Annotated in this window: 14 protein-coding genes; 5 read left to right on the forward strand and 9 right to left on the reverse strand. The window is 40.3% G+C overall.

Annotated features, from left to right (window positions below; translation table 11 throughout):
* Window positions 1-5: 5 nt before the first annotated feature.
* The 5 genes from rpsD to infA all read right to left on the reverse strand — a co-directional run bounded on the left by rpsD (window position 6) and on the right by infA (window position 1,972).
* Window positions 6-632 carry a 30S ribosomal protein S4 gene (gene rpsD, locus NYG85_RS08890; RefSeq protein ID WP_284938149.1) on the reverse strand — a complete coding sequence of 209 codons (627 nt, stop codon included), beginning with the start codon at window positions 630-632 and terminating at the stop codon, window positions 6-8.
* 26 nt (window positions 633-658) lie between these two features.
* Window positions 659-1,051 carry a 30S ribosomal protein S11 gene (rpsK, locus tag NYG85_RS08895; protein ID WP_034970470.1) on the reverse strand — a complete coding sequence of 131 codons (393 nt, stop codon included), beginning with the start codon at window positions 1,049-1,051 and terminating at the stop codon, window positions 659-661.
* 13 nt (window positions 1,052-1,064) lie between these two features.
* On the reverse strand, window positions 1,065-1,433 hold the full coding sequence (gene rpsM, locus NYG85_RS08900) for a 30S ribosomal protein S13 (protein WP_284938151.1): 369 nt from the start codon (window positions 1,431-1,433) through the stop codon (window positions 1,065-1,067).
* Between the two features lie 3 nt (window positions 1,434-1,436).
* On the reverse strand, window positions 1,437-1,550 hold the full coding sequence (gene rpmJ / locus NYG85_RS08905; protein WP_034970474.1) for a 50S ribosomal protein L36: 114 nt from the start codon (window positions 1,548-1,550) through the stop codon (window positions 1,437-1,439).
* Window positions 1,551-1,753: 203 nt separating this feature from the next.
* Complete coding sequence (gene infA, locus NYG85_RS08910) at window positions 1,754-1,972, reverse strand: translation initiation factor IF-1 (RefSeq protein WP_284938152.1); 219 nt, start codon at window positions 1,970-1,972, stop codon at window positions 1,754-1,756.
* A gap of 100 nt (window positions 1,973-2,072) precedes the next feature.
* Between infA and NYG85_RS08915 the strand changes: the two genes are divergently transcribed.
* From NYG85_RS08915 to NYG85_RS08925, 3 genes are read left to right on the forward strand one after another with little or no spacing between them, the layout of a single operon-like run.
* Entirely contained in the window at window positions 2,073-2,393 is a 321-nt protein-coding gene (locus NYG85_RS08915; RefSeq protein ID WP_284938153.1) for a YbaB/EbfC family nucleoid-associated protein, read from the forward strand.
* Between the two features lie 9 nt (window positions 2,394-2,402).
* Window positions 2,403-3,500 carry a DUF7488 domain-containing protein gene (locus tag NYG85_RS08920; protein ID WP_284938154.1) on the forward strand — a complete coding sequence of 366 codons (1,098 nt, stop codon included), beginning with the start codon at window positions 2,403-2,405 and terminating at the stop codon, window positions 3,498-3,500.
* A complete protein-coding gene (locus NYG85_RS08925; protein ID WP_284938155.1) occupies window positions 3,497-4,330 on the forward strand; it encodes a polyprenyl synthetase family protein in 834 nt (277 codons plus the stop codon). The genes NYG85_RS08920 and NYG85_RS08925 overlap by 4 nt, the downstream gene beginning before the upstream one ends.
* Here the strand turns inward: NYG85_RS08925 and proC are convergent.
* The 4 genes from proC to proB form a co-directional block, all read right to left on the reverse strand.
* A complete protein-coding gene (gene proC / locus NYG85_RS08930; protein ID WP_284938156.1) occupies window positions 4,325-5,086 on the reverse strand; it encodes a pyrroline-5-carboxylate reductase in 762 nt (253 codons plus the stop codon). The two genes, NYG85_RS08925 and proC, sit on opposite strands and share 6 nt — an antisense overlap.
* A gap of 17 nt (window positions 5,087-5,103) precedes the next feature.
* Complete coding sequence (locus NYG85_RS08935) at window positions 5,104-6,033, reverse strand: restriction endonuclease (protein WP_284938158.1); 930 nt, start codon at window positions 6,031-6,033, stop codon at window positions 5,104-5,106.
* Between the two features lie 68 nt (window positions 6,034-6,101).
* Complete coding sequence (locus tag NYG85_RS08940) at window positions 6,102-7,349, reverse strand: glutamate-5-semialdehyde dehydrogenase (protein WP_284938159.1); 1,248 nt, start codon at window positions 7,347-7,349, stop codon at window positions 6,102-6,104.
* Between the two features lie 2 nt (window positions 7,350-7,351).
* Complete coding sequence (proB, locus tag NYG85_RS08945) at window positions 7,352-8,470, reverse strand: glutamate 5-kinase (RefSeq protein ID WP_284938160.1); 1,119 nt, start codon at window positions 8,468-8,470, stop codon at window positions 7,352-7,354.
* Window positions 8,471-8,659: 189 nt separating this feature from the next.
* Between proB and sdhA the strand changes: the two genes are divergently transcribed.
* Both sdhA and NYG85_RS08955 read left to right on the forward strand, forming a co-directional pair.
* The gene (sdhA, locus tag NYG85_RS08950) at window positions 8,660-10,498 is read left to right on the forward strand and encodes an 8-methylmenaquinol:fumarate reductase flavoprotein subunit (RefSeq protein WP_284938161.1); all 1,839 of its coding nucleotides are present in this window, start codon (window positions 8,660-8,662) and stop codon (window positions 10,496-10,498) included.
* Window positions 10,498-11,173: succinate dehydrogenase/fumarate reductase iron-sulfur subunit (locus NYG85_RS08955; RefSeq protein ID WP_284938162.1), on the forward strand; the 676-nt coding region annotated here is incomplete at its 3' end. The genes sdhA and NYG85_RS08955, both read left to right, overlap by 1 nt.

Here is an 11,173-nt window from a genome sequence, read left to right on the forward strand (position 1 = left end):
TTCTATTATTTTGAGTAAAGCTCTACTATAAATCTCTCCTCAATTGGGATGATAACCTCTTCTCTTTCTGGATTTCTTGTAAAAATTCCAAATTTCTTATCTTTTTCAACATCAACCCAGCCAACAATGCCAGTTTGTGCTGTTAAATCAACTGCACGAACGATTTGTGGGTTGTTTTTTGACTTTTCAACAATCTCAATCTTAGCACCCGGCTCAACTCTGTAAGATGGGATATCAACCCTTTTACCATTTACTAAAATGTGTCCGTGAGTTACAAGCTGACGTGCAAAACGGCGAGTTGTCGCAAAGCCCATTCTATAAACTACGTTATCAAGTCTTTGCTCTAATAGCTGAACAAGCAAGGCACCAGTGTTGCCCTCTCTACGTGCAGCTTCTGCAAATAGACGGCTAAACTGCTTCTCGCTTACGCCATACATAAATTTAGCTTTTTGTTTTTCACGTAGTTGTAAGCCGTATTCACTTATCTTTGCTCTTCTTTGTCCGTGCTGACCTGGTGCGAATGGGCGTTTATCAAGCGCACTCTTACCAACTAATCTTCTCTCGCCCTTTAACGCAAGAGATACACCAAGACGTCTTTCTAATTTTTCAACAGGTCCTCTATATCTAGCCATAATAATTCTCCTAAATTCTTACTTCATTAGACGCGGCGGCGTTTTGGTGGTCTGCAACCATTGTGAGCAAGTGGAGTTATATCTTTAAGGAAAGTCACCTTTATGCCCTCTACTGCACCTACACTCTTAACCGCTGTTTCACGTCCGCTGCCCGGACCTTGAACCTTAATGCCGACCTCTTTTATGCCGTGCTCTTTTGCCTTGCTTAATGCGTCCTCAACAGCTTGTTGTGCTGCATAAGGAGTTGATTTTTTGCTACCTTTAAAGCCAAGACCACCAGCACTGCTCCACGCTATCGCATTTCCCATTTCATCGGTAACGGTTACCATAGTGTTGTTAAATGATGCACTAATATAAACGATACCTTTGGCTATACTTTTTCTAACGACTTTTTTCTTTACGATTTTTCTTTTTGCCATTGTCTATCCTTTATTACTTAGTCGCTGCACCGACTGTTTTACGCTTACCCTTGCGAGTTCTAGCGTTTGTCTTAGTCTTTTGACCGCGAACAGGAAGACCTTTTCTGTGGCGAAGACCACGATAGCTACCTAAGTCCATAAGTGCTTTTATATCCATAGCAACTTGCTTTCTTAAATCGCCCTCAACAATGTGGTGTTCTTGAATTTCTTTGCGGATAGCCGCAGCCTCGTCTTCACTTAACTCAAAAACTCTCTTATCATAAGAGATTTTAACAGCGTCAAGAATTTGACGTGATTTGTAAAGACCTATACCATAGATGTATGTTAAGCCATACTCTATTCTCTTTTTGTTTGGTAAATCTACACCTGCTATACGTGCCATCGCTTATCCTTGTCTTTGCTTATGTTTTGGATTTTCGCAGATAATACGAACAACACCTTGGCGTTTGACAACTTTGCACTTGTCACACATCTTCTTTACAGAAGGACGAACTTTCATTGTGTCTCCTAAAAATTTATTTCACTTTTTAGCAAACTGCACACAGGTTTGGCGAAAGCCCCAAACCAACGATTTTTAAAATAAAGTGAGAAATTTTAAAAATAGTTCTTCATACAGCTTTGTTGCAAAGTGGGGATTTTATCCAAAAGTAGCTTTATAAATTTTTAAACGCAGGATTTGCCTAGAAATTCTAGGCAAATTTTTTATTTGTAGCGATAAGTTATACGACCCTTATCAAGACTATAAGGCGTCAGCTCTACCTTTACTCTGTCGCCCGGCATTATTTTTATGTAGTGCATTCTCATTTTACCAGCGATGTGGCATAAAATCACGTGTTTGTTGTCAAGCTCAACCTTAAAAGTCGCACTCGGCAGTGCCTCAATCACGTTACCATCAATCTCTATAACATCATCTTTTGCCATAAAACTCTCTTTTTAAAATTTTAAAAGGGCGATTATATTAGATTTTAAATTTAAAAAAGATTAAATCTGTTATAATCGCCAAAATTTAAAAGGAATTTTTATGTTTGAAAATTTTGATTTTTCTAAAATGGGCGAAGTGCTAAATCAAGCACAGCAAAAGGCAGCCGAGATTGAAAAAGAGCGTGAAAGCAAGGAGTTTGGGGCTAAAAGTGGTGGCGGTTTAATTAGCGTCAAAGCAAACGGCAAGGGCGAAATTTTAGACATTAGCATTGATGATAGTTTGCTTGATGACAAGGAGAGTTTGCAAATTTTGCTAATTAGTGCTGTTAATGATGTTTTAAAAATGGTAGAAGATGATAAAAAGGCGATGGCAACGCAAATGCTTGGCGGTTTAGGCGGACTTGGCGGATTAAAATTTTAAAGGATTAGCGTGAGAAAACTACTCGTATTTTTTGCCCTTTGTGTGGCACTTCTAGCGGCACCACGCCCGACACAAGACGATTTTAATGTCTGCTATGAAAAAAACAAGGCATCAATCATCTCTGTAAATGGCAATTACGGCGTTAGCGTGGGTAAAAATTTAATCGCCGTGGTTAAAAATTCAGACACGCCGATTAATGATTATGTGAAATTTGACCCATATTTGGGGCTTTATTTGGTTAAGAGCGACAAGGAGCTTTTTGTGCCAGTTATGGCTGATGAGCTTGATGAATCAAAGGTAAATAAAACCACGTGGATCGGCACTCTAAGCGATAAAAACGCCACTTTAATGGGGCATATTAAGGCGTTTGGGCTTGGGCTTGGCGACCTTGACACACTAAATTTTGACGTGAATGTCACAGCAGAGCTTAACTCGCCGTGCTGTAAGATGATAGGCATTGCAATCGGCACGGATAAATTTATCCCAAACCGCTATTTAAGGCATTTTGCGGAGTATGATGATGTCTATTACGGCGATATTGGCGTGGTTTTTGAACAAAAAGAAAATGGCTTTTTTGTAGGCTCATCTGACCCACTTGGGCGTGGCAAGGCACTGATGAAAGGTGATGAAATTTTAGCCGTTGATAACAAAGCCCCAGATAGCCTAAGGTGGCTAAATGAGGCGGTTTTGTTTGCTAAAAAAGGCACACTTTTGGAGTTTAAAATCAGGCGTAATGATGAAGAGCTTAAAATTTTTGTCCCGGTCTCTGGTGATGTGGCTTTAAAGGATAACAAAATAGATGAAATTTCGCCAAAAGTTAGTGAAATTTTAGACAAAATGCAAAACGAGGCTAGTGAGTTTGTAAGGCTTGATGAGATTTTGGGCAAATACGGCATCGTGGTGGATAGAAATTTAGTCGTTACAAAGGTAAATGAAGGCTCAGAAGCGTCAAATTTTGGCGTCAGCGTAAATGATAAAATTTTGCAATTTAACAAAGATTTGGTAAAAAATAAAAAGGATTTAGACGCAAAAATCAACACCCAAAGTAGCTTTTTGCTCCTATTTAGGCGTGGCGAGTTTGACTTTTTTGCAAGGGTAGTTAGATGAATTTTACCGATTTTTTAAACGAAAATTTGCCGACTGCACCTAGCTTTCATCCGCACTATGAAATCGCTTTAAGCGATATGCTAAAAGCCGGTGGTAAGCACTTTCGTGCCTCTCTTTTGCTTGGTGTTGTTAGTGCTTTAAAACCGCGTAATTTAGCTGCTGCAATGCGTGTGGCACTTGGCGTGGAGCTACTTCACACATACTCGCTAATCCACGATGATTTGCCAGTGATGGATAACGCCCCACTTAGGCGTGGTAAGCCCACTTTGCACGTTAAATACGATGAAGTCACGGCAGTTTTAGCAGGAGATGCGCTAAATACTCACGCTTTTTTTGAAATTTCTCGTGCTAATTTAAGCAGTGAAATTCGCATTAAATGCGTTGAAATTTTAAGCCAAAATGGCGGTGCTAGCGGTATGGTGCTGGGTCAAGCCATTGACTGCTTTTTTGAGAAAAAACCGCTCACACTTGATGAGCTAAAATTCCTACACACTCACAAAACCGCAAAACTAATCGCTGCAAGTCTAAAAATGGGAGCTGTGATCGCTGAGTGTGATGAGAAAATGTGCGATGAAATTTACGAGCTTGGGCTTGATTTGGGTCTTGCGTTTCAGATTCAAGATGACATAATTGACGCGACTAGCGATGAGAGCGAGGCTGGTAAGCCAGTGCATAATGACAGCGTTAAAAACTCATTTACAAATTTACTTGGCGTTAGCGGTGCAATTAGTTATAAAAATGAGATTTTAAACGGCGTGAAAAACCGCCTAAAATCCCTGCCACAAGGCGTTTGCGATATGATTTTAGAGCTAGTTAAAAAGCACTTATGAGTTTGCCTTTTTAACGCAGGCATTTACCGCTTCAATCACGGCTGAGCGAAAGCCGTTTTTCTCCAAACTCGCCACCGCTTCAATGGTTGTGCCAGATGGCGAGCAAACCTCGTCTTTAAGCTCTGCTACGTGTTTATCGCTTAAAAGCGCCATTTTGGCTGAGCCTAAAAGGGCGTTTGAGGCGATTTTGTAAGCCATTTTTCTATTTAGCCCGTTTAAAACCCCAGCGTCAGCAAGGGCCTCAATAAACATAAACGCATAGGCAGGAAGGCTTCCCGCAATGCCCACAAATGCCCCAAATTCGCTCTCTTTAATCTCAAAAACTTCGCCAAAACTTTTAAAGATACCAGCCACATTTTGTTTGTCTAAATCGCTAAAATTTTCATCAAAGCAAAGTGCGGTTGTGGCTGATTTGACAAGGGCTGGTGTGTTTGGCATAGCACGAGCGATTTTTGCGTTTTTTAGTGTATTTTGTAGCTTAGAAATGCTAAAATTTGGAGCCAAACTAACTAAAATTTTACCACTCATCTCGTCTTTAATAACGCCTAAAATCACATCGTAATCTTTTGGCTTAACTGCCAAGATCACGATATCTGCGTTTTTAGCGACCTCTTTTTCGCTGCTTAAAATACGAGCACCATTTTTGCTTAAAAACTCGCCATTTTTACCCTTGCTAAACGCACATATTTTTTGCCCCAAAAGTGCAGTTATCATCGCACTTGCCATATTGCCAACACCGATAAAACCTAGTTTCATTTTTATCCTTTGAATTTTTAATAACCAAAAAAGTCGCCGTCTATATCGCAAATCTCTAAAATTTGCCTTACTTGCACGCCGATTTTATACTTTATCATAAGTTCTGCAAGTCTATCCCCATCCACTAGTATTACAGTGTGGCTCTGTACGTTTTTAGCGTACTCTCTAGCTTCTTTCGTAAAATTTGAAGTGGTAATAAACACGCCTTTTTTGGTTTGTTTATCAGATATAGCTCCGACAAATTTTTGAATTTCAGGGCGAGAAACGCTACCTTGCCAACTTTTAGCTTGAATATAAATTTGAGAAAGACCCAGCTCATCCTCATTAATAATGCCGTCAATTCCACCGTCTGCACCGCTTTTAGTAAGCCTACCTACTCCGTAGCCCATCTTTTCTAATAGTTTTGATACTAAGTATTCAAAAAAATTTGGATCTTTTTGTGAAATTTCATCTAAAATTTGGGATTTTAGGTTTTCATTTAACTCGCCTGTGGCTTGTTCTATAATTTCAATTGGCGTGTAGTTTGATTCTTCTTTGTTTTTTGATGTACTAGTTTTATTTTTTAATGTCTTACACGTATCTTTATTTTTATATATTTCATCGTACCAATTTTCAAATTTATTTCGCGCGTCTTTGTCTAAAAGTATTTTTTTGCCATATTCGGTAATTTCGTAAATCCCACGTTCAACTCTCTTAACCAAGTTTTTATCTTGATTATTTTGTTTAAAGGTTTTAAGTATCGTAAGGTATGTCAAAGCCCAACCGGCACGATCCTCGTAAACAAATTTTCCGTTTGTAACCACTCTTTTTAACTCATTTGATTCACACTTAAAATCCTCAGTTAAAAATTTATAGGTCTCATCGTAGACTTCTTGAAGTCTTGCTTTGGTGTTTTTGCCAAGAAACTTCAATATCGGAAACATCATATCTTTATATTGTGGTACCATAAATATCCTTAAAAATTTAATTAAGCAACCTAATAGAAAACCAAGGAAGCATTAACTTAGACAATATGTTATCTAACCTGCCCAGCTCCACGCACGATATATTTGTAAGTCGTAAGCTCCTTTAAGCCCATTGGTCCTCTTGCGTGAAGTTTTTGCGTTGAAATTCCAATCTCTCCGCCAAAGCCAAACTCGCCGCCGTCGCTAAATCTAGTCGAGGCGTTTGCATAAACGACCGCACTGCCGACCGCATTTAAAAAATTCTCTATATTTTCGTAATTTTTGCTTAAAATCGCGTCTGAATGACCGCTAGAATGAGCGTTTATGAAATTTATGGCTTCGTTTAAATCGCCCACGCTTTTAACCGCCAAAATAAGTTCTAAAAACTCCGCCCCAAAGTCGCTCTCATCGGCTAAACGCACGTTTTCAAACCCTTCGTAATTTTGCCAAATTTCACGCTCTAATCTTAGCTCTACGCCTGAAAGCTCAGCGATTAAAAGCGGCATAATTTTATCAACGATATTTTTGTGCAAAATCACGCATTCAGCGGCGTTACACACGCTTGGACGTTGCGTTTTGGCGTTTTTGATTATCGCTAAGGCTTTACTAATATCCGCGCTCTCATCAACAAAAATATGACAAATCCCAGCGCCAGTTTCAATCACCGGTATCGTGGCGTTTTGCGTGATAAATTCCTTTAAATTTTTACCGCCTCTTGGGATTATGACGTCAATTAGCCCATTTAGGCGTATCATTTGACTTACGCTCTCTCGCCTTGTGTCGCAAATTAACGAGATCGCACCACTTGGCACGTCGTGTTTTGTGGCGACTTTGTTAAAAATTTCAACAAGGGCGATGTTTGAGTTTAAAGCACTTGCTGAGCCCCGTAAAATCACGGCGTTTGAGCTTTTTAATGCAAGCGCTGCCACGTCAATGCTGACGTTTGGACGGCTCTCATAAATCATACCGATGACGCCAAGCGGAGTGCGAATTTTGCTGATTTGCATACCATTTGGGTGCTTAAATCCGCTTAAAATTTCGCCCACTGGGTCGCTCAAACTCGCAACTTCATTTAACCCCTTTGCCATTGCCTCAATTCGCGCGTCAGTTAGCGTCAAGCGGTCAAGCAAAGCCGTGCTTAGACCGCTATCCTTGCCATTTTTTAAGTCAATCTCATTTTGCGATTTTATCCACTCTTTTTTGCCTATTAGCTCGTTTGCTACGGCGTTTAGGACGCTATTTTTCACGCCTGTTTTTAAATTTACTAGCTTAAAACTACTCTCTTTTGCTCTCTTTGCAAGATTTAAAATTTCACTCATTTTTACCCCTTAACTGCCACATTATCAGCGTGTATAATCTCATCGTCCGTTTTGTGCCCCAAAATCGCTTCAAATTCATCGCTTTTTAGCCCTAAAATACGAGCTATATCATCTGATGAGTAGTTTGTGATACCGCTTGCGATAGTTTCGTTTTTAGCGGTGCAAATATCTACCACAAAGCCACGCTCAAACTCGCCGACGACCTTTTTTATCCCCACAGCAAGCAAGCTTTTGCCACTTTTTAAAGCCGCTGCCGCGCCTTCATCAACGACTAAAACGCCCTTTTTACTCGCACCAAATGCGACCCAAAATTTACGCGAATTTACGCCGTTTTTAGCCAAAAATAGCGTTCCAAGCTCATCGCCGTTTATGATTTTAGTTAAAATGTCGCTCGTTTTGCCATTTGCAATTAGCATATTTGTGCCGTTTTTTGTGGCGATTTTTGCCGCACTTATCTTTGTAGCCATACCGCCAGTGCCAAATTTACTCCCCTCGCCACCAGCCATTTTTACGATATTTTCATCAATATTTTGCACTAAATTTAGCAGTTTTGCGTTTTTGTCGCTGTTTGGATTTGCTGTGTAAAGTCCGTCTATGTCGCTTAAAATGATGAGCAAATCAGCGTCAGTTAGCCCGCAAACGAGCGCTGAAAGAGTGTCATTATCGCCTACTTTTAGCTCATCGGCTACGACTGGGTCGTTTTCGTTTATGATCGGCACTATGCCCTGCGTTAAAAGTGCGTTGCAGACGTTTCTGGCGTTTAGGTAGCGTTTTCTATCGTCAAAGTCGGCTCTTGTTAATAAAAGCTGTGCGATCGTGCGTGAATACGCCCAAAATACGCGCTCATAAAGGTGCATAAGTGCGACCTGTCCGACTGCTGCTAAGGCTTGTTTTTGCGCGATGTTTTTGGGCTTTACGCTAACCACTAGTCGCCCCATACCAGCGCCAACGGCACCTGAGGTTACCAAAATCACTTCGTAACCTAAATTCTTAATAGCGCAAATCTGTGCCACTAGGCTTTTTATCAGGCTCTCATTTAACGTGCCGTCGCTGTTTGTAAGCGTTGAAGTGCCGACTTTTACGACTATGCGTCTTGTGTTTTTAAATAGCTCTTTTCTCATCTAATGCCTTGAAATTTTGGACTAATTATATCAAAAACTTAAAATTTTAAGATATTATAATTTTTATCTTATAAGGCAATATATAAAATAATATTTGACTTATATAAAAATTTAGAATAAAATTTCGCCATTAATTTTTTGGTTTAATAAAATAATAAGATATAAAAGGTCTTGTTTAAGGAGTTATTTATGAATGAAGAAAAATTTAGTAGGCGAGATTTTATAAAATCAGCCACTATCGGCATTGGTGCGCTTGCGGCTTCTAGCCCAGCGTCTGTTATAGCTAGTGAGCTTAAAGGTGGCAATAAAAACTCTCTGCCTAGCGTTGATGTTTTAGTCATCGGCTCGGGTGGAGCGGGGCTTAGGGCTGCTGTGGCTGTTAGAAAAAAGCACCCAAATTTAAGCGTAGTAGTCGTAAATAAAGGTATGCCATCACGCAACGCAACCTGTATGGCAGAAGGCGGTATAAACGGCGTTATTGACTTTGAAAACGGCGACTCTCAAAGACTTCACGCTTATGACACGGTAAAGGGTAGCGACTTTTTAGGAGATCAAGACGCCATTATAAAATTCGCACAAAAAGCCACAGAGGCGATTCACGAGCTTGACTATGCTGGTATGCCATTTAATAGACAAAAGGATAACACCGTAGCAAGGCGTTTTGCTGGTGGTGCTAAGTATGAACGCTGTAACTACGCCGCTGATAAAACCGGCTCAATAATGATGCATACCTGTCTTGATGAAGCCATCACAACTGGCGTGAAATTTTTGCTAGATCACTACTTGCTTGATATTGCAATTGACGGCAATGAGTGCGAGGGCGTGGTGCTTTTAAATATGCAAAACGGCGATGTTACGCCAGTTTTGGCAAAATCGGTCGTGTTAGCGACTGGTGGTTATACAAGAGTGTTTTTTAACCGAACTTCAACACCATTTAACGCAAGTGGTGACGGCGTAGCAGCAGCACTTAGAGCTGGTTTGGCGTTTAAAGACCCTGAAATGCTTCAATTTCACCCAACTGGCGTTAGAAACGGCGGTGCATTGATAACAGAAGCTGCACGCGGGCTTGGCGGTAAGCTAATTAACAACAAGGGCGAACGTTTTATGAGCAAATACTCAAAACGTATGGAGTTAGCCCCAAGGGATATCGTTTCACGCTCAATAGAAACCGAAATACGCCTTGGCAACGGCTTTGGCGAGGGTATGGGCTCGTATGTGCTTTTAGATGTTACGCATTTAGGCGAGGAGCGAATTATGAATGAATTACCACAAATTCGCCACGTTGGACTACTTTTTGAGGGTATAGACTTGGTTAAAGAGCCGATTAAGATTCGCCCAACCGCTCACTACTCAATGGGTGGCATTGAGATTGCTAAATTTGATGATATGAGCACTCATTTGCCGGGTCTTTTTGCGGCTGGTGAAACTAGCTGTGCCTCTATCCACGGCGCAAATCGCTTAGGTGGCAATAGCCTAACTGACGCTGCTGTAACTGGCAAATTAGCTGGTGAGGGTGCTGGTGATTATGCGGATAAAAGGCAAAATTTTGGCTCTGGCAAACACGCAGATGAGCTTGCTAAAAAGTGGAGAGAAAAACTTAAAAATATCACAAGTGGCAACTCAAAGCCAAATGAACTTTACGATTTAAGAGAGGAATTTGGCAAATACAACTGGGATAATATGGGAATTTTTAGAACCGGCGAAAAGCTTGAAAAACACATTCAAATTTTAGATGAAATTTGGGCTAAATACAACAATCTTAAAATTTCAAACTCAAATATGTTTTACAACACAGCTCTAATTGAGTATTTAGAATTTGGCAACCTTATACTTCTAGCAAGATGTGCTTGTTTAGCAGCCCTTAATAGAAAAGAGAGCCGTGGTGCTCACACACGTGAGGACTATCCAAAAAGAGATGACGTAAATTTCTTAAAACACAGCCTAATTACGCTAAAAGATGATAGCTTAAATATTAACTACAAAGATGTGGTTATTACTGAATTTGCAGTTGAAGAGAGGAAATACTAATGAAATTTATAATTGACCGATTTGACGGAGTCAAAAAATACGAACAAACTTACGAGCTAAGCATAGATGAAGTAAAGGGCAAAACGCTTTTAAGCCTACTTCAACACATAAAACGCACACAAGACATCTCGCTAAATTTCACAGCTTCTTGCCGTTCGGCGATTTGCGGAGCTTGTGCGGTTAGAGTAAATGGACACTCATATCTTGCCTGTGATACAAAAATGGAGGAGCTTTTAGAAGAATACGAAAATCCAGAGAGTTTTAGAATTTCGCCATTAGCGAATTTTAAAGTCCTTTCAGATTTAGTCGTTGATTGGGAGCCAAGTATTGAGAATTTAAGAAAGATAAAGCCTACTATCACACCAAAAGAAGCTTTTTCTGAGAAAAAAGGTTGCGTTCAGACACAAGCAGAAGTTGATGCGATTAAAAAGCAATGGGACTGCATCCTATGCGGTAGCTGTGCTAGTGAGTGTAACAAACTAGCCGCTGATTCAAGCGACTATATGCAGCCTTTTGTATTTACTCACGCATTTAGAGCAGCTTATGATTCACGCTCAAAAGACCCGCTAACTCACCTAAAACCAGCCATTGCAAATGGTCTTTGGAAGTGCGTGCATTGTCAAGAGTGTGCTGACCGCTGTCCAAAAGGCATAAGCTCGGCTGATGATATTGCCG

Source organism: Campylobacter gastrosuis (assembly GCF_030249845.1).
Taxonomy (GTDB): Bacteria; Campylobacterota; Campylobacteria; order Campylobacterales; family Campylobacteraceae; genus Campylobacter_A; species Campylobacter_A gastrosuis.

Excerpts from the sequence above, each read along its gene's own strand:
- rpsD (WP_284938149.1), bottom strand. The coding sequence starts at position 632 with ATGGCTAGATATAGAGGACCTGTTGAAAAATTAGAAAGACGTCTTGGT.
- rpsK (WP_034970470.1), bottom strand. The coding sequence starts at position 1,051 with ATGGCAAAAAGAAAAATCGTAAAGAAAAAAGTCGTTAGAAAAAGTATA.
- rpsM (WP_284938151.1), bottom strand. The coding sequence starts at position 1,433 with ATGGCACGTATAGCAGGTGTAGATTTACCAAACAAAAAGAGAATAGAG.
- rpmJ (WP_034970474.1), bottom strand. The coding sequence starts at position 1,550 with ATGAAAGTTCGTCCTTCTGTAAAGAAGATGTGTGACAAGTGCAAAGTT.
- infA (WP_284938152.1), bottom strand. The coding sequence starts at position 1,972 with ATGGCAAAAGATGATGTTATAGAGATTGATGGTAACGTGATTGAGGCA.
- NYG85_RS08915 (WP_284938153.1), top strand. The coding sequence starts at position 2,073 with ATGTTTGAAAATTTTGATTTTTCTAAAATGGGCGAAGTGCTAAATCAA.
- NYG85_RS08925 (WP_284938155.1), top strand. The coding sequence starts at position 3,497 with ATGAATTTTACCGATTTTTTAAACGAAAATTTGCCGACTGCACCTAGC.
- proC (WP_284938156.1), bottom strand. The coding sequence starts at position 5,086 with ATGAAACTAGGTTTTATCGGTGTTGGCAATATGGCAAGTGCGATGATA.
- NYG85_RS08935 (WP_284938158.1), bottom strand. The coding sequence starts at position 6,033 with ATGGTACCACAATATAAAGATATGATGTTTCCGATATTGAAGTTTCTT.
- NYG85_RS08940 (WP_284938159.1), bottom strand. The coding sequence starts at position 7,349 with ATGAGTGAAATTTTAAATCTTGCAAAGAGAGCAAAAGAGAGTAGTTTT.
- proB (WP_284938160.1), bottom strand. The coding sequence starts at position 8,470 with ATGAGAAAAGAGCTATTTAAAAACACAAGACGCATAGTCGTAAAAGTC.
- sdhA (WP_284938161.1), top strand. The coding sequence starts at position 8,660 with ATGAATGAAGAAAAATTTAGTAGGCGAGATTTTATAAAATCAGCCACT.